Annotated in this window: 16 protein-coding genes; 9 read left to right on the forward strand and 7 right to left on the reverse strand. The window is 67.0% G+C overall.

The genetic code is table 11. The annotated features are described in order from the left end of the window. Positions 1–44: 44 nt before the first annotated feature. Positions 45–476, forward strand: a complete 432-nt coding sequence (locus C474_RS09960; protein WP_008386395.1) for a hypothetical protein — start codon at positions 45–47, stop codon at positions 474–476. 6 nt (positions 477–482) lie between these two features. Here C474_RS09960 and C474_RS09965 read toward each other — a convergent pair whose 3' ends face one another. Further along, positions 483–1604 (reverse strand): oxidoreductase, encoded by a 1122-nt coding sequence (locus C474_RS09965; protein ID WP_008386396.1) that lies wholly within the window; start codon positions 1602–1604, stop codon positions 483–485. A gap of 137 nt (positions 1605–1741) precedes the next feature. After that, positions 1742–3406, reverse strand: coding sequence for a DNA-directed DNA polymerase II small subunit (locus C474_RS09970; protein ID WP_008386397.1), 1665 nt, complete (start codon positions 3404–3406; stop codon positions 1742–1744). Between the two features lie 98 nt (positions 3407–3504). Between C474_RS09970 and C474_RS09975 the strand changes: the two genes are divergently transcribed. Beyond that, positions 3505–4383 (forward strand): S26 family signal peptidase, encoded by an 879-nt coding sequence (locus C474_RS09975; protein ID WP_008386398.1) that lies wholly within the window; start codon positions 3505–3507, stop codon positions 4381–4383. 81 nt (positions 4384–4464) lie between these two features. On the opposite strand, the gene C474_RS09980 is transcribed toward C474_RS09975, so the two are convergent. Then, on the reverse strand, positions 4465–6237 hold the full coding sequence (locus C474_RS09980) for an AAA family ATPase (RefSeq protein WP_008386399.1): 1773 nt from the start codon (positions 6235–6237) through the stop codon (positions 4465–4467). Positions 6238–7568: 1331 nt separating this feature from the next. On the opposite strand from C474_RS09980, the gene C474_RS09985 reads away from it, so the two are divergent. The 6 genes from C474_RS09985 to C474_RS10005 all read left to right on the forward strand — a co-directional run bounded on the left by C474_RS09985 (position 7569) and on the right by C474_RS10005 (position 12669). Further along, positions 7569–8210 (forward strand): Era-like GTP-binding protein, encoded by a 642-nt coding sequence (locus C474_RS09985; protein WP_008386400.1) that lies wholly within the window; start codon positions 7569–7571, stop codon positions 8208–8210. A gap of 5 nt (positions 8211–8215) precedes the next feature. Next, positions 8216–8596, forward strand: coding sequence for a DUF2073 domain-containing protein (locus C474_RS09990; protein ID WP_008386401.1), 381 nt, complete (start codon positions 8216–8218; stop codon positions 8594–8596). 177 nt (positions 8597–8773) lie between these two features. Continuing rightward, complete coding sequence (locus tag C474_RS09995) at positions 8774–9949, forward strand: OapC/ArvC family zinc-ribbon domain-containing protein (protein ID WP_083862004.1); 1176 nt, start codon at positions 8774–8776, stop codon at positions 9947–9949. Positions 9950–10110: 161 nt separating this feature from the next. Next, positions 10111–11580, forward strand: coding sequence for an MATE family efflux transporter (locus tag C474_RS10000; protein ID WP_049916903.1), 1470 nt, complete (start codon positions 10111–10113; stop codon positions 11578–11580). 111 nt (positions 11581–11691) lie between these two features. Next, on the forward strand, positions 11692–11781 hold the full coding sequence (locus C474_RS23550) for an adenosine deaminase (protein ID WP_152421644.1): 90 nt from the start codon (positions 11692–11694) through the stop codon (positions 11779–11781). Positions 11782–11862: 81 nt separating this feature from the next. Then, positions 11863–12669, forward strand: a complete 807-nt coding sequence (locus tag C474_RS10005; protein ID WP_008386406.1) for a DUF7089 family protein — start codon at positions 11863–11865, stop codon at positions 12667–12669. Between the two features lie 63 nt (positions 12670–12732). On the opposite strand, the gene C474_RS10010 is transcribed toward C474_RS10005, so the two are convergent. Further along, positions 12733–13311, reverse strand: coding sequence for a DUF7090 family protein (locus tag C474_RS10010; RefSeq protein ID WP_008386408.1), 579 nt, complete (start codon positions 13309–13311; stop codon positions 12733–12735). A gap of 126 nt (positions 13312–13437) precedes the next feature. Next, on the reverse strand, positions 13438–13890 hold the full coding sequence (locus C474_RS10015; protein WP_008386410.1) for a DUF2391 family protein: 453 nt from the start codon (positions 13888–13890) through the stop codon (positions 13438–13440). Positions 13891–14029: 139 nt separating this feature from the next. Between C474_RS10015 and C474_RS10020 the strand changes: the two genes are divergently transcribed. Continuing rightward, positions 14030–14749 carry a class I SAM-dependent methyltransferase gene (locus C474_RS10020; protein WP_008386412.1) on the forward strand — a complete coding sequence of 240 codons (720 nt, stop codon included), beginning with the start codon at positions 14030–14032 and terminating at the stop codon, positions 14747–14749. Positions 14750–14807: 58 nt separating this feature from the next. Here the strand turns inward: C474_RS10020 and C474_RS10025 are convergent, their stop codons facing one another. Continuing rightward, on the reverse strand, positions 14808–16355 hold the full coding sequence (locus C474_RS10025; RefSeq protein WP_008386430.1) for an FAD-dependent oxidoreductase: 1548 nt from the start codon (positions 16353–16355) through the stop codon (positions 14808–14810). 162 nt (positions 16356–16517) lie between these two features. Then, positions 16518–16980 (reverse strand): ABC transporter permease subunit (locus C474_RS10030; protein WP_152421645.1); only part of this gene is annotated, 463 nt, incomplete at its 5' end.

The raw sequence follows: 16980 nt of genomic DNA on the forward strand, positions 1-16980 counted from the left end.
CGGCCGACAGCCGCATTTATCACTGCTGCGTGGTACCGTACGGTATGGACGCGGAGGTACGCGACGCCCTGGAAACGGACGCCGAATCGCTGGCCGCCATCGCCGACGTACCGACCGACGTGATGCGGAACGTCGTCCACGACCGAACGGTCCGCGTGGCCGAACGGCGACGCGAGGGGTCCGACCCGAACGCCGACACCGACGCGACGGACGCGGAACTCCTCGGATTCGTCGCGTTCGACGTCCGCGACGACACCGTCCACGTCACCCAACTCGGCGGGTCCGCCGAGGCCGTCGAGCGACTGCTGGGCGAACCCGTTCGCTTCGCCTCGAACGAGCGGTTACGCGTCGAGTACCTCGCGGTCGCGTCGGACACCGAGCACCACGAGGCGGCCGAGCGGGCCGGATTCGAGCGTCGCGGCCCCGGACCGCGGTTCATGAACGAGGAGACGGTGCGGTTCGGGATGGAGCCCTGACGGCGTTCAGTCGTCGGCGCTCGCCTCGGACGGCACTTCGTGGTCGGATATCGAGGCGCTGGGGACGAGGAACGCCTGCGGGTCGAACTCGTCGAGTTCGCCGCCAGACCGGACGCGACGCGGCCAGTCGGGGTTGGCCAGCGCTCCCGTCGCCAGCGTCACGAGGTCGGCCCCCGACTCGACCGTCTCGCGGGCGTCGTCGGGGTCGGTGAGGCCGCCGTTGGCGACGACGGGCGCGTCGCCGTACTCGACGGCGTGTTCCGCCAGCGTCGGCCCTCCGTCGTCGAACGCCGGCGCCGTGATGTCGGGGTCGGTGACGTGGAGGTAGTCCGCGCCCGCGTCGGAGAAGGCGCCGAAGAACGCCTCGGCGGCGTCGGCGCCCTCGGCCCACTGGTACTCGGCGTCGCTCACCTTCGTCTGCGAGACGCGGACGCCGACGACGAACTCCTCGGGCAGTTCCTCGGCGACGGCTTCGACCACGCTCGCGGGGTAGCGAGCGCGCGCCTCCGGGTCGCCGCCGTACTCGTCGTCGCGCCGGTTCGCGTCCGCCGCGAGGAACTCGTTGAGCAGGTAGCCGTTCGCGGCGTGTATCTCGACGCCCTCGAAGCCCGCCTTTCGGGCGTTCTTCGCCGCCTCGACGAACCCCTCGCGGGCGTCCTCGAGTTGCTCTTTCGTGGCTCTGTTCGGGACGTAGTACTCCCCGCTCCCGCCGTACGCCTCGGCCATCTCCCCGTCCGGTTGCACGTCGGAGGGGGCGATGGTCTCGCCGTCGTCGACGTGCGGGTTGCCCTGCGCCTGCGCGCCGGCGTGCATCAACTGCGCGAAGATGGGTGCGTCGGCGTCGTGGACGGCGTCGACGACGCCGCGCCACGCCTCGACCTGTTCGTCGGTGACGAGTCCGGGTTGGTTCAGATAGCCCTGACTGTAGGCGTCGTCGGTGTAGGTACCCTCGGTGATGAGAAAGGAGAACCCCCCGTCGGCGAACTTCGTGTAGTAGCGGGCCATCTCGTCGGTCGCGCGGCCGTCGTCCGTCGCGCTGACCCGCGTCATCGGCGCGAGGCCGACGCGACCGTCCAGTTCCCGGCCGTTCAGCGTCACGGAGTCGAACAGCGTGTCCGAGTCGGTCATCGGGCGTAATTGCGTCCGGACGCTGAAGAACGGGCGGCGGACGTGTCGCGCCCGCGCACAGTACGTGTGGTACCGAGGGTCGTGCGGCGTCTCGAAGGGAACTTGAGGGACGGGGGACGAAGGGCGGAAGACGAGAGCTACGAGAACTTGCGGACCGTCATGTCGAGCGTATCCAAATCGAGGATGGGCGCGTAGCCTGCGTCGGGGTCGATGTTGACGGACTTCTGGAAGTCGGTTTGCGCCTGCCAGCACCCGGAGTTGACGGCGAGGACGTTGTGGTACTTCCCCCAGCCGAGTTTGTGGACGTGGCCCGTGTGGAACACGTCGGGAACCTCCTCCATCACGAGGTAGTCCTTCTCCTCGGGCGCGAGGCGGGTGTGGCCGCCGTACTGCGGGGCGACGTGGCGCTTTTTCAGCAGTTGATACATCGCCTTGTGCGGTTCGTCGTAACTGGCCGACTCGGCGGGGAGTTCGGCGATGACCTCGTCCAAGGAGACGCCGTGGTACATCAGCACCTTCACGCCCTCTAACGTCACCGTCGAGGGGTTGCTCGTGATGTGCGCGTCGTGGACGGACATGATGTCGCGGAGGTGCTCGTCGAACCCGGGTTGGGGTTCGGCGAGGCGGACGGCGTCGTGGTTGCCCGGTATCATCACGATCTCCATGTCGCCGGGCACTTCCTTCAGGTGCTCTGCGAACTGCTCGTACTGGTCGTAGATGTCGACGATGTCCAACTCCTCGTCCTGATTCGGGTAGACGCCGACGCCCTCCACCATGTCGCCCGCGATGAGGAGATACTCCACGTGTTCGGCCTCCTCGGTGTGAAGCCACGAGGTGAACCGCTGCCACGCCCCGGTCATGAACTCCTGGCTCCCGACGTGCACGTCGGAGATGAGCGCCGCCTGCACGTGCCTGTCGGCGGTGTTCGGCTTGTACGTCCGCGGCACGTCCGGGGAGTGCATCGAGTCGACGAACATGATACCCGCGTCGTCCGCGAGTGTTCCCTCGACGGCGATGCACTCGTCCAAGAGGAGTTCGTCCACCGCCGAGGCGAACTCGCGGTCTTTCATCACGAGGCAGGGGAACGTCCCCGTCGTGTCCTCCAGTTCGACCAGCCAGTGACCGCTGGCCGTCGAGCGGATGTCGTTGACGAGGCCGACCATCGCCGCGTCGCTGCCGCCGGACATCGACTGGATGGCCTCGGCGGGCCGGTGGTTCACCCGCCCGCGGAGTTGACGCGAGAGCTTCTCGTAGCGGTCCTTGAACACCTTCACGAAGTCGCCGTACTCGCCCGTCCCGGTGCTCTGCCCGGTCATGTCGTTGGCGACGTCGAACGACCGGAGCGACGGGTCGGGGTTCCGTCCGGCCCACACTCCCTCCGTTTCGGGTGCAGTTGTCTCCGGTTCCGTCGGACTCTCGTCGTTCGGTTTTCCACTCGAATTAGAGGGGTGGGGGGTAGGGGAGCCGGAGTCGTCCGCGGGCCTCTCGGCCGTCGCGCCGCCGTCCGTCGTCGTCGGTTCGGCCGCCGGTGGTTCAGCAGTCGAAGGTTCGGCCGTCGTGGATTCGACGGTCGAGGTGAGGTCGGAGACGGGCGCGTCGGTCGCGTTCGGACCGCCGTCGAGCACCGCACGGACGTCGGCGGCGGTGACGCGGAAGGCGTCGGGGCCGGCGCGTTCGACGGCGCGCGCGAGCGTCGTGCCGGGGTCGGCGGCGCCCGCGATGAGCGTCACCGCCTCCCGTTCGGCGTTGTAGCCGTGGCGCGCGAGTTCGCGGACGATGCGGGCCGGCGTCTCCAGAGGCACACCGGTCGAACGGCGACGTCGAAGAAAAGCGTATTGAAACCCGAGTCGGGAGGGAATCCCAGAACGTTGAAACTTGGCGGCGGAGAAAGCAGGGGTAGATGAACGACGACCAGGGCGATACGGGCGCCTCCGACGACGCGCCTCGCCCGAAACCCGACGCGTCGAGTACCGAGTCGTCGGACTCGCCCCTCCATCGACTGCTGAATGCGGAGGACGGCCCCCTCCTGTTCGTCCGCGAACTGCTGGTGAGCGTCTCCGCCGTCCTCGTTCTCGGCCTCCTCCTGTTCGCCATCGCCGGCGTCTGGCCGCCGATGGTCGCCGTCGAGAGCGGGAGTATGGAGCCGCACATGCACCGCGGTGACCTCGTGTTCATCACCGAACCCGACCGCTTCACCCCCGACTACGCCTTCGAGGACACCGGTATCGTCACCGTCGACATCGGGGACGAACACGGCTACCAGTCGTTCGGCGGGGCCGGGTCCGTCATCGTCTACGACCCGCCGTCGCGGGTCGGGTCTCCCATCATTCACCGCGCGCGCTTCCACGTCGAAGAGGGCGAGAACTGGTACGAGAGGGCGAATCCCGACTACATCGCCGCGGACGACTGCGAGGAGTTGAGTTACTGCCCCGCGCCGCACGCCGGGTTCATCACCAAGGGCGACGCGAACGCTCGATACGACCAGGCCAGTCGCATCGCCGAACCGGTTCGCTCGGAGTGGATACAAGGCGTCGCTCGACTCCGCATTCCCCTCCTCGGGTACGTTCGACTCGAACTGGCGGGGGCGATACTTCCGACGCCCGCGACCGCCGAGACGGGTAGTCCGGTGCCGACGGCAGACGGGACCGAAGGAGGAGTGACGACGACGACGGCGGAGACGACGAGCGCACCGCCGACTGCGACCGCTTCGAGAAACGGGACGCCGACGGTCGAACCCCTCGGTTTCGACTCCGCGGGTCCGACGGCGGGCGTCGCGTAGAACGGGAGAATCCGGTTCGAGTCGAACCGAAGGGGTTCGGTGGCGACGGAAGCGGGAGACGAGAAGCGAGCGACGGGAGAGTCAGTTGTCGAACCGGGCTTGGACGAACGGTTGCGCGTTCTCGATGTCACCGAGGCGGGAGTCCGAGAGGAGAACCGCCTCCGTCTCGTCGATGGGAACCGACAGCGAGATCTCCTTCGTCCGACCGTAGCGACCTTTCGAGACGACGACGGCGTTGACGATGCCGAGCATGTCGAGTTCGGAGATGAGGTCGGTGACGCGCCGTTGGGTGAGGATGTCGGCGTCGATCTCCTCACAGAGGCGCTTGTAGATGTTGAACACCTCGCCCGTGTTGATGTTTCGGACGCCGTTCTTCTCCAAGAGGATGATGGCGAAGAGGACGATTTTCGACTGCGTGGGGAGGGTGCGGACGACTTCGACGACCCTGTCGAGTTCTATCTTGTCCTGCGCCTGCCGGACGTGCGCCTCCTCGACGGTGTCGGCCTGCCCGCGTTCGGCGAGTTCGCCCGCGGTCCGGAGTAAATCGAGCGCGCGTCGCGCGTCGCCGTGTTCCTGCGCGGCGAACGCCGCACAGAGGGGAATCACGTCGTCGGTGAGCGCACCGCCCTTGAACGCCACGTCGGCGCGGTGCTGGAGGATATCGCGCAGTTGGTTCGCGTCGTACGGCGGGAAGACTATCTCCTCCTCGCCGAGGCTCGATTTGACCCGCGGGTCGAGAAAGTCGGTGAACTTCAGGTCGTTCGAGATTCCCATGATGGAGATGCGCGAGTTGTCCAACTCGGAGTTCATGCGCGAGAGGTTGTACAGCGTGTCGTCGCCGGACTTCTCGACGAGTTTGTCTATCTCGTCGAGCATGATGACGACGACGCGTTCGTTGTAGTCGACGGCGTCGAAGAACGTGGAGTAGACGCGGTCGGTCGGCCACCCCGTCATCGGCACCGTCTCCATCTCCTCGCGGTCGGTCTCCAACTGGTCGATGCGTTCCTCGACGGCGTCGAGCGAATCGAACTCGGTGTCCGAGAGCAGGTCCGGGGCCTCTCCCGCACGCGCGCTCAGGTCTTCGAGACGGTCGAGTTCGTTCTCGATGACGGAGAAGTTCTTCTCGATGAATTTGTTCGCCAACTGCGCGAGGACGCGGTACTGCGTGTCCGTCACCTCGCAGTTGATGTACTCGACCTCGCAGGGGACGTCGTACTTCTGGGAGGTGGATTCGAGTTCCTGGCTGACGAACTTCGCGCTGGCCGTCTTCCCCGTCCCGGTCTTCCCGTAGATGAGGATGTTCGACGGCGTCTCCCCGCGGAGGGCGGAGACGAGAATCGTCGCCATCTGATTTATCTGCTCGGTGCGGTGAGGGAGTTCGTGCGGGGTGTAGGAGGGGCGGAGCACCTCCTTGTTCTCGAAAATGGGTTCGCCCGAGAGCAGGTCGTCAAACAGGCCGCGACTGTCGCCGTCCTCTTCGTCGAGGACGACTTCGTCGAGGCTCACGTCGGTCGCCGCCTCGTCGCTCGTCGACTCTCCGGTCTCGCCGGTGCTGTTGGCGTTTCCGTCCCCGGCGCTCGAACCCTCGGCCCCCGCGCCGTCGACGCCCGGCCCGTCGACTTCGGAGATATCGATGTCGGATCCGCTCGGACCGATGCTCTCGCGGATGTCGATATCCTCGGCCGTGACCTCCTCGGCGGTTTCGTCGGCTTTCCCCTCGGCGTCGGTCCGCGTCTCGTCGTCTCCGCGAGCCCCTTCCTTCGTGTGGGGTTCGTCTCCGGCGTCGGCCTCGGCGTCTCCGACCGCCGAATCCGACCCCTCCTCTCCGTCTCGTGCCGGTGTGTCGTCGTTCATGCGTGAATAACCCCCTCATTTCGACTGGAATACGCTCCGAAAACGGACCGCAACGGGCGGAATGCCGGTCGTATCCGTGGCATTCGACCTCAGAACCGAGAGCGGAGCGTCCAGATGATGCAGACGAACCAGACGAAGAGGTGCTACAAAAAACTTGTCTATCGGTCGCACGGTCTCGGGAGAGAGAGACAGTCGTGATAACTATTATCACTCTAGTTCGAATAGGTCGATAATATGGGTATTAAGTCGCTATCGACCGGAAACGGAGGGGTCGCCGACGTAACACGGGGTCGTTTCGGATGCACGCGAATCCGTAGTTCCCGCTGTACGGTCCGTTCACGGCCGGCTCGGTGAGTCGGGTCGGTCGTAGACTCGAAACGGCGGAGGCGACCACCTCCCCCACCCCTTCGTTTCGGGTGGAACGGCGTGAAGGTGGGGGTGGGGGTTCGCGGGCAGTCTGTAAAGCCGGTGGTTTTACTATGGTCTAATGATTACCAAACCCGTAGTAGAGAAGAAAAGAATAATCACACTGCCTTCTTATCTGTATTAAACTAGGTACGCGGGCGTCACCGGGACGAGGGGTGGGGGGTTTCGGCGGGTTCCACCCGAAACGAAGGGGTGGGGGGTGAGGAGGAGACGAGAGCCGAACGGCAGACTAGTCCTCGGCCAGTCGGTCCCGTCGCCTTTCTGTTCGGTCCCGCCTCGGTTTCGGATTCTGCGGCGAGAGCACTGACTGTGGACCTCTCCCCGATGTCGGACCGTCCTACTCGGTCGCTCGACTCGAAATGAAGGGGTAGGGGGAGGAATGGGGGTACGGCCGAACTGGACGCAGAGTTTCAATTCGCCACCGTTCAGACCTCTCTTTCCGGTCGACTCCGTTTCGGAACTCAGCTTCCAGTTTTTGAGTCCGTCGCGCGTCACCGGTTTACTCCACCTCGTCGGTTCGTCCTCTTCTCGCCAGTTCAGTCCTTCCTTCGCCCGGCAAACGACATTCGGAGATGAGAGCGATTGGTGACGTATGCCTCGTGACGTCCGCACGTCACCAAGATGTAGAGAGTCACGCCACTCGGGTGAGTATGTAACTCCCGTGTCTTGTCTTCAAAATACACTCTCTCCCGTCAGATTATCTCTCTATCCACGGAGTATCTCTGCCTGAACGCCACTCCATCGGTTGGTTTCGCTCGTGCGCCTACTCGGCCGTTAATCGGGTTTCGACCGGATAAAGCAGACGTGAACGTGACTGGCGTCTGACGTAGTGCTTAAGTAAGCGCAGAAATGTGGTACCTGCATACGCCCCTCCACGACGGATTCGGGAGGTGCGGGAGGACAGGATGGGACTGCTTACAGGATTACGAGACAGCATCTCACGGGTCGTCGACCGGATGTTCTCGGACGCAGAGCCGAGACGGATCGGCATCTACGGACCCCCGAACGCCGGGAAGACGACTCTCGCAAACCGTATCGCCCGCGATTGGACCGGTGACGCCATCGGCCCCGAGAGCCACGTCCCTCACGAGACGCGCCGCGCGCGCAGAAAGGAGAACGTGGAGATAGAACGCAACGGGAGGAAAGTCACCATCGACATCGTCGACACGCCGGGCGTGACGACCAAGGTCGACTACAAGGAGTTCCTCGAACACGACATGGAGAAAGACGACGCCGTCCGGCGGTCCCGAGAGGCCACCGAGGGCGTCGCCGAGGCCATGCACTGGCTCCGCGAGGACGTCGACGGCGTCGTCTACGTGCTCGACAGCACCGAGGACCCGTTCACGCAGGTGAACACGATGCTCATCGGCATCATCGAGAGCCAGGACCTCCCCGTCCTCATCTTCGCGAACAAGACCGACTTGGAGGACGCGAACGTACAGCGGATATCGAACGCGTTTCCGCAACACGAGACGGTACCGCTCTCCGCGCTGGAAGGTAACAACATGGACGAAGTGTACGACAAGATAGCGGAGTACTTCGGGTGAGTATCATGCCTGAAGTCACACCCGGCGACGACGGGGTGCAGATCGACCTCATCAGCGGAGCCCGTATGGAAGGGCTCGCGAGCATGGAGAAGATCCGTCTCATCCTCGACGGCGTCCGCGACGGCAACATCGTCATCTTAGAAGAGGGGCTCTCGCCCGACGAGGAGTCGAAGCTCATCGAAGTCACGATGACGGAGATTAGCCCCGACGAGTTCAACGGCATCGAGATAGAGACGTACCCGCAGTCCCAGGGCGGACAGGGGTTCCTCGGCCGACTGATGGGCAAAGAGGAGACGAAGAAGCTGACCGTCATCGGCCCGGCGAACCAGATTCAGACGCTGCACAAAGACGAGAACCTCATCAGCGCTCTCGTCTCGCGGAAGTAACCCAGCGTAGCGTACCACCCGCACCCGAAGCGGACCACCAACCCAACCCAACCCACACCAGACCACAACGCGCCGCCGGCGCGTTCGAGCGGAGGGGCGGACTCGACTCGTTACGAGACCCCGCCCGAACGCCACGAACGCACGGCGGCCGCGACAACCACACGAGAACGGACACACATGCCCCACCAATGTACGAACTGCGGGAGGGTGTTCGCCGACGGCTCGAAAGAGATGCTGTCGGGGTGCCCCAACTGCGGCGGCAACAAGTTTCAGTTCAGCCCCTCGAAGGGCGGACGCGACGACGCCGCCGAGACAACCGGCCGCCGAGAGGCGTCGTCGTCCGACGCGACGGCGTCCTCTGATACGACGACGTCCCATACGACGGGGGCCTCCGACGCGACGACGTCCGATTCGGCGCCGCGGTCGCCCGACTCGACGCCCTCGTCGGGGCAGACCGCCGACGCGACCGACGCCGAACCCGCAGACGAGACGTCCGGGTCGAACACTTGGCGGCGCGCCGCCTCCCGGGCGGCCGACGCGGAGAGCGACCCCGACGCCGACGGAGAGACGCGGACCCGGTCGGACCGCGCCGACGGCGTCGACGCCGCCCGGCGCCGCGGACAGTCCCTCCGCGAGTGGGCGAACTCCCGCGGTTTCGCCAGCGAAGTCGAAGACGCCAAGGACGAGACCACTCTCCGCGAGAACCGCCGACAGACCGGCGACGCGCAGCGCCTCCCCCCGGAACGTCGGTCGTCGACGGAGGCGCCCGACTCCTCGCAGCCATCTGACCCGGTCGATTCCGCGGGGGCGTCCGACGCCGGGGACCCGTCCCGTCCCGTAGACGAAACGTCGTTCTCGACCGCCTCGGAGCCGCCGACCGCCTCGAAGTCATCGACCGACCCCGAGGACCGGCCGGCGGAACGCCCCTCCGAACCGGCAGAACGCCCGTCCGAGCAGACGGAACGACCGTCGGACTCGACGGAAACACCGGACTCATCCACCGGTCGCGCCGCTCCCGACGAGGACGGCACCGAAGACGACGCGCAGGCGAGCGCCCGGTCCGACGTCGTCTCGCCCGACGAGATTCGCGCCGCTTCCGAGGAGACCCCGCCGACGGACGCGAACGGGCGCGTCATCGAACCCCAGAGCGACGACCGACCGAATCTCGACGAACTCCGCGAGGAGTTGAACGAGCAGTTCGAGAGCATCAAGATCGTCGCTCCCGGCGAGTACGAACTCAACCTGATGGAACTGTACGACCGCCCCGAGTACATCATCTCGCTGCGCGAGGACGGCCGCTACGTCATCGAAGTCCCCGACACGTGGGGACCGCGCGACGACGACGACCGCTGACCTCGCTCGCCGAATCGATCCCTTCTCCTCCCGTCCGAACCCCTGCGTGTCCGGTCGAACTCGGCGTTTGACCGCTCTCGGACGGAACTGCCGACCGGGCGGGTACCGGCCCTATCCGCCGGTTGGTGAACGGCTACACGGGTTTCGTCCATCTCCCCGACATGTCCTCGTCGCTCCAGCGCCGCGCCCACGACGCGCTGATGCGCTTTCCCGCGCTGTTGGCCCGACTCGGCCTCGTCGACCGCGAGAAGGGGTCGCGGGCGTTCGATCTCGCGGTGCCGGTGATGGTCACCGGCGGGATGCGGACGCTGCTCAGAATCGCCGACTTCCTGATGGTGAGCATCGCGCTCGGCGAATCGGCCGTCGCGGGTCTCGAACTCGGCTTTCAGTACTACTTTATCCCGTTCGGCCTCGCTCTCGCGCTGACCAGCGGCACCATCAGCGTCGTCTCGCGGTTCGTCGGCGCCGACGACCACGACGCCGCCGACTTCGCCGTCAAGCAGTCGCTGTGGCTGTCGCTGCTCCTCTCGGCGCCCATCACGGTCGCCGGGTGGGTGTACGCGACGCCGCTGGTCGACCTCCTGACGAACGACCCGGCCGCCATACGACTCGGGAGCGCGTACCTCCGCATCGTCATGCTCTCTGTCGCGTTCCGCTTCTGGAGCATGATCGCCGCCCGCGCTCTGGCCGGCGTCGGCGACACGCGGACGCCGATGTACGTCCGCGTACTCACCGTCCCGACGAACGTCGTGCTCAACGCCGTCCTCATCTTCGGGCTGTTCGGCGCGCCGCGACTCGGCGTCGAGGGGGCCGCGTGGGGAACCGTCGCCGCTAACGCGCTGGCGGCGGTCATCTTCTTCGCCGTCCTCGTGTCCGGACGACGGGCGATTGCGCTCCGACTCGGCGGCAAGCAGTGGGACTGGGACATCGCGGGCGAAATCGTGCGCGTCGGTCTCCCGCTCGCGGGAACGCGTCTCTCGCGGACGTTCGGGCGGTTCCCGTTTCTCTTCGTCCTCGGCGTCCTCGGCACCGACGTGGTCGCGGCGTACGCCATCGGTCGCCGCGTGATGCTCCTCGCCCTCATGCCCGCGTGGGGGTACTCGACCGCCGCCTCGACGCTCGTCGGGCAGTCCGTCGGCGGCGGCGACGAGGCGGAGGCGACGGCGTTCGGCTGGCAGACGCTCCGCATCGCGCTGGTGACGCAACTGCTCGTCGCGGCCGTGCTGTTCGCCGGCGCGGAGTGGCTGGCGCAGTTGTTCCGCGCGGGCGACGTCGCCCTCACCGCGACGTTCGTGCGCGTGTTCGGTCTCGGCGTCGCCGGATTCAGCGTCTCGCGGACGATGCGCGGCGCCCTCCGCGGCGCGGGCGACACGCGCTGGCCGTTCTACGGCGCGCTCCTCGGGACGTACGTCGTCCGACTTCCCGTCGCCGCGGCGGCCCTCCCGGTCGGCTTCGGTCTCACGCTGCTCGGAGTGACGGTCGCACCCGGTCTCGGCTGGGGTCTGCCGGCCGTCTACGCGGCCATCCTCGGCGACATGTACGCCCGCGGCGTCGTCAACGCCGCGCGGTACCACAGCGGGAAGTGGCTCCGCGTCGCGCGCGAATCGACCGTCGGGTCCGCGTCGGATTGATCGGACTGACCGCCGTCGGTTCCCCTCTTCTCGCTCCGTCCGGCGGTACCGAACGAGACGACGTTAGCCGATATTGAAGCCTTTAAGCGCCAGCGGTCTCAGCGTGACAGTATGAGCCAAGCGACGAAGATCGTCATCGGTACAGTCGGCATCTCCGGGGTCCTCGCCATCGCGCTTCTCGCAATCCTCGCGTTCGGATAGCGGAGACGGCCACCGGCCATCGAGCACGCCTCGGACGCGGCCGAACGCACCCCTGAAGGGTTCGGGGCTCGAACGAGGACCATGTTCGAATCTCGCGACCTCGCCGAGGACGTGGCCGCCGTCCGCAACGAACACGCGCCCGACTCGCTCGTCCTCTCGGCCGACGCCGACTTCGAGACGATTCCGCCGGCCGCAGCGGAGGACCTCGGCCTCGTCACCGACTCGCTCGACCCGAAATCCTACCCCGCCGACTGGCTCCCGGACGACGCGCCGGCGCTGCTCGTCCGCTACGCCGGCCGCGACTTCACCATCGGGATGCCCGGCGACGGTACCGTCGTCTGGACGCGACAGACCGTCCCCCCGGCCGTCATCGCCAAGAAGCGCGCCGAGGGGACGCCGACGGACTTTCTCGATTTCCTGTTCGCGGAGGCGTTCGTCCAGATAGGAACGGATGCGCCCGAGCACTTTCTCCCCTTCTTCGGCGAGCACTACCGCGAACTCGACGCCGCCGTTCCCCTCCCCCCGAACGACGTCTATCAGATAGCCGCGGCGCTGTACGAGGCGTGGCTCGGCCTCCAGACTCGGGACACCTTCGCCTCCTGGGAGGAGAACCACCCCAGACTGCACGGCGCGTGGGTCGACGCCGGCGAGCGGTTGACCGGCCGCCTCGACACCCTGCCCCGCGCCGTCGCCCGCGGGGGAACCTCTTTCCCGGAGGCGACGGAGTACGCCTGCTCGGCGGTCAAACACGGCCTCGACCTGCCGGCGCCGTTCGCCGCCCTCGACACCGCGGCGTACGTCGAGTACGGCCCGACCTACGGCGTCCGCTGGGCGAAGAAGACGTTCGAACGGTTGGACGAGGGGGACGGAGAGACCGTCGAGGAGTGACGCGCCGTCTCGTCACGGTCGCTCCCGTCACGCCGTTCCCTGCGACCGCTCACCGCGTCCGCCTCAGAACTCGCAGGTGACGCTGCCGTCGACGTCGAGTTCGACGACGCCCTCGAACAGGTCGCGGAACCGCGTTATCGTCTCCTCGCCGTGGACTTCGTTCGAGAGGTGGAACAGGCCGACGGCGTCGTGTTCGTCGAGCAGGTCGAGCAGTCGTTCCGTGGCCTCGAAGGCGCCGTCGACGTCGGCGTAGTACGCCATCTCCGTCACGGAGTCGACGCTGACGCGGAGTTTCCCCTCGTGGGATTCGAGGAAGTTCCGCGTTTGCTCGACGATGCCGTCCAAGTCGTCGGGCGAGGAGACGTAGTGGACGTTCTCGGAACTCCGCCGGGAGTAGCCGCGTTCGACCGAGAGCGTATCGAGGATGACCGCACGGGACTCGTCGACGTCGTAGTGTTCGAGTTTCTGCTCCACCTCGCGGGCCGTCGTCCGAGTGGAGACGACGAGAAAGTGATCGGTGTCGGTCTTCAGGAAGTCGGTGTCGATACGGTCCGTCTCGCCGATGCTCGGATGCAGGAGAAGAATACCTGTGCCGCCCGGAATCGTCTCCGGGGCGTTCTCGATGGCGAGGGTGTAATCCATGTCGGGAACTCCGACCGAGCGACCTTAAGATTGCGGGTGGGTCTCCGTTCCGTCCGACGATTCCCGGACGGAGAAGTCGCCGGCGGGGCCCCGATTTCCGACGGGCGCGTCTCGCCGAGCGACGCCTCAGAACACGCTGTCGGCCGTCGCCGCGCCGATGACGCTGAACACGGACCCGATGCTCGTCGCTTTCAGCGTCGTCGCCCACATCTCCCGCTGGAATCCGAGGAAGGTGGTCCCGCCGCTGGCGGCCATATCGCTGAGGAACGTTCCCGGCGCGTCGAACGCCAGCGCGAGGATGAGCACCGAGAGGTAGGAGACGAGGATGAGCGAGATGAACCGAACCGGAATCCCGAGGAAGTCCTTCTCCCTGTCGGGGTCTCTGTCGTCAGCCTTGTACAGCGTGCCGTACCCGATAGTGAGGACGATGACGGCGGTGAGCGCTCCCTGCACGGTCGACATGCTCCGCGCGAGGCTCCACACCTCCTCGGTGACGACGAACGGTCCCGCCAGCAGGAACCCCCCGACGACCTGTTGGGCCGTGTCCGCGAGCGCGAACCGACGGCGTACTCCGACCATACCCCGATGCTGGCGACGGCCCGGTATAAGCGGCCCGACGTCGAACACCGCGACGACGCCTCCTCGTCTCCACGTCGCCTCCCCGACCCCGCGCCCCGAAATCCGACAGGTTTAGTCGTCCGACGCCGACGCGGTGGATATGAGCGTCAGAGACGAGTTCGACGCGTGGGCCGAGGACGGCCGCGACAAGGGGATGGAGGACCGCCACTGGCACACGGCCAAGCACGTCCTCGCGCGCATGCCGGTCGAACCCGGCGACGTGGTGTTAGACCTCGGGTGCGGGAGCGGGTACGCCGGTCGCGCACTCCGCGAGACGAAGGGTGCGGGCCGCGTGTACGGCCTCGACGGCGCGCCCGAGATGGCGCGCAACGCCCGGTCGTACACCGTCGACGGCGAGGGTGACGGAACGACCGAAGCGGACGCCGAACTCGGCGACGTGGGATTTCTCGTCGGCGACTTCGACGAACTCCCCTTCGCGGACGACAGCGTCGACCACGTATTCTCGATGGAGTCGTTCTACTACGCCGCTGACCCCGAGCACACCCTCGAAGAGATAGCCCGCATCCTCGCGCCCGGCGGGACGTTCTTCTGCGGGGTGAACTACTACGAGGAGAACGAGGCCTCCCACGAGTGGCAGGAACGTATCTCCGTCGAGATGACGCGGTGGTCCGGTCCGGAGTACCGCGAGGCGTTCCGGGAGGCGGGTCTGCACGTCGCCGAACAGGACAACGTCCCGGACCGCGACATCGAGATACCGCCGGCCGAGGCGTTCCCGACGGACGACTGGGAGACGCGCGAGGCGATGGTCGAACGCTACCGCACGCTCGGAACGCTCCTGACCGTCGGCGTCGCGCCGTAGCGGTCCGGACCGCCGCTGGAGCCGTTTTCTCCGCCACTGCGGTCGTCTTCTCTCCCGCTCAGTCGTCCGACTCGGACGCCAGGTCTTCGACCGCGGGGCCGTCGATGACGCCGCCCTCGTAGTCGAACCGGGAGCCGTGACACGGGCAGTCCCACGTCCGGTCGCCGTCGTTCCACTCGACCAGACAGCCCATGTGCGGGCAGACGGCCGAGACGGCGTGCACGTCGCCGTCGGCGTCGCGGTAGACGCCGCAGACGTCGTCTCCGTCGCGGAGCACCGTCGCCTCGTCGACGTCGAGGTTTCGCATCTCCTCGGCGCGCGGTTTCGTCAGCCAGTCGCCGACGAACGACGCCGCCACGTCCGCGTTCTCCTTCACGAAGTCGCCCGCCGCCGAGGGGGTGAACCGACTCGGGTCGAACACGTCGGCGTGGGGGTTCGGTTCGTCGCGGATCAGGTCGGCGATGATTCGTCCCCCGGCGGTGCCGTTCGTCATCCCCCACCCGTCGAAACCGGTGGCGACGTAGACGCCGTCGGAGACGGGGCCCATCTCGCCGACGTACGGTAGGTCGTCGACGGGCGTGAAGTCCTGCGTCGACCAGCGACACTCGACCGATTCCACCTCGAAGTGCTCGCGGGCCTGTCGTTCCAGTCGTTCGTACCGCTGGCTGGTGCTCCCACCCTTTCCAGTCTGGTGGTTCTGTCCACCGACGAGCACTATCGGGTCGTCGTCGGCGCTGGCCCCGGCCGACCGAATCGAGAGGTAGGGTTCGGACTCGCGGTAGAAGTGCGCCTCCGTCGGCGGGTCGGCGACGCGAACGCCGACGACGAACGAGTGCTTCGGCGTCTGCCGGGCGAAGTAGCCCCCGCGGTCGAAGACGGGAAAGTGGGTGGCGACGACCACGTCGTCGGCGACGACGTTCCCGCGTTCGGTCCGCACGCGGTGCGGCGCGCCCGTATCGAGGTCCGTCGCCCGCGTCCGCTCGAATATTTCGCCGCCCGCGTCGACGACGGCGTCCGCGAGGGCGAACAGGTACGCCCGCGGGTCGAACTGCGCCTGGTCGTCGAACCGGACGGCGCCGACGGCGTCCTCGGAGACGGTCACCTCCTCGACCAGCGACGCCGGCAGGCCGGCCCGTCGGGCGGCTTCGACCTCCGACTCCACCGTCTCGCGCTTCGAGTCGTCCTCCGTGTAGACGTACGCCGGGAGGCGGCGGAACCCGGTGTCGATATCGGCGGCCTCGCACCGGCGTTCAACGTAGTCGATGGCCGCCTCGTTCGCCTCGGCGTACCCGCGGGCCGTCTCCTCGCCGAACTCGTCGACGAGGCCGGCGTACCGAAAGCCGTGCTGGGAGGTCACCTTGGCCGACGACCGGGCGGTGACGCCCTCGCCGACGCGTTCGCGTTCGACGACGGCGACGTCGCGGCCCGCCTCCGCGAGTTCCAGCGCCGCCGTGAGACCGGGGATGCCGGCGCCGACGACGGCGACGTCCGCGCGCACGTCCGTTTCGAGGGGGTCGTACGGCGGCCCGGACGCCGTGCGGAACCAGTAGGCGTCCCGTTCGGCGGTCGATTCGTTCCGCTCGGTGGATGGGGTATCGCGAGACATGGTTGCGCCCCGCCTGCGGCGAGACAACGCAGATACCGACGCCGACAGCAAACGTCTGCCGGCCGACCGACACGATCCGCCGAACTGACCCCGACCCCTTCGTTTCGAGTGGAGATACCAACAGGTCAGACGGACCGACGCCGGCCGCGCAGGATGGGAGGGTCAGAATCCGCCGCGACCGCCGGCCCGCCCGCCGAAGCGTTCGATGACGACGAAGCTGAGACCCGTGACCGCGAGGAGAACGCACCCCATCGCCGTCGCTGGGCCGAGTCGCCTTCCGAGGTAGCGCTGGACGGCGACGGGCATCGTGTAACTATTCGACCCCTCCGCGAGGATGACCGTCGAGTCGAACTCGCCGATGCTGATGGCGAAGGCGAACGCCGCGCCGGCGACGACGCCTGCGGCGACGAGCGGTAACTCGATATCGAGGAGCGCCCGGACGCGACTCGCGCCGAGCGTCCGCGCGGACTCGACGAGTCGCGGGTCGAGGCCGCCGAGGAGGGGGGCGACGTTCCGCGTCACGAACGGGTACGCGCCGACGGCGTGCGCGGCGACGACGGCCAGCGCGCCGGTCACCTGTACGCGGGTGCCGAACACCACGGTACCGAACCTGTCTCTTATACAC

The sequence above is a fragment of the Halogeometricum pallidum JCM 14848 genome (assembly GCF_000337095.1).
Taxonomy (GTDB): Archaea; Halobacteriota; Halobacteria; order Halobacteriales; family Haloferacaceae; genus Halogeometricum; species Halogeometricum pallidum.

Bases quoted from the DNA above. Each gene is read 5' to 3' on its own strand.
- C474_RS09960 (WP_008386395.1), top strand. From the start codon at position 45: ATGGACGCGGAGGTACGCGACGCCCTGGAAACGGACGCCGAATCGCTG.
- C474_RS09990 (WP_008386401.1), top strand. From the start codon at position 8,216: ATGCCTGAAGTCACACCCGGCGACGACGGGGTGCAGATCGACCTCATC.
- C474_RS10025 (WP_008386430.1), bottom strand. From the start codon at position 16,355: ATGTCTCGCGATACCCCATCCACCGAGCGGAACGAATCGACCGCCGAA.
- C474_RS23550 (WP_152421644.1), top strand. From the start codon at position 11,692: ATGAGCCAAGCGACGAAGATCGTCATCGGTACAGTCGGCATCTCCGGG.
- C474_RS09965 (WP_008386396.1), bottom strand. From the start codon at position 1,604: ATGACCGACTCGGACACGCTGTTCGACTCCGTGACGCTGAACGGCCGG.
- C474_RS09975 (WP_008386398.1), top strand. From the start codon at position 3,505: ATGAACGACGACCAGGGCGATACGGGCGCCTCCGACGACGCGCCTCGC.
- C474_RS10010 (WP_008386408.1), bottom strand. From the start codon at position 13,311: ATGGATTACACCCTCGCCATCGAGAACGCCCCGGAGACGATTCCGGGC.
- C474_RS10015 (WP_008386410.1), bottom strand. From the start codon at position 13,890: ATGGTCGGAGTACGCCGTCGGTTCGCGCTCGCGGACACGGCCCAACAG.
- C474_RS10005 (WP_008386406.1), top strand. From the start codon at position 11,863: ATGTTCGAATCTCGCGACCTCGCCGAGGACGTGGCCGCCGTCCGCAAC.
- C474_RS09980 (WP_008386399.1), bottom strand. From the start codon at position 6,237: ATGAACGACGACACACCGGCACGAGACGGAGAGGAGGGGTCGGATTCG.
- C474_RS10020 (WP_008386412.1), top strand. From the start codon at position 14,030: ATGAGCGTCAGAGACGAGTTCGACGCGTGGGCCGAGGACGGCCGCGAC.
- C474_RS10000 (WP_049916903.1), top strand. From the start codon at position 10,111: ATGTCCTCGTCGCTCCAGCGCCGCGCCCACGACGCGCTGATGCGCTTT.
- C474_RS09995 (WP_083862004.1), top strand. From the start codon at position 8,774: ATGCCCCACCAATGTACGAACTGCGGGAGGGTGTTCGCCGACGGCTCG.
- C474_RS09985 (WP_008386400.1), top strand. From the start codon at position 7,569: ATGGGACTGCTTACAGGATTACGAGACAGCATCTCACGGGTCGTCGAC.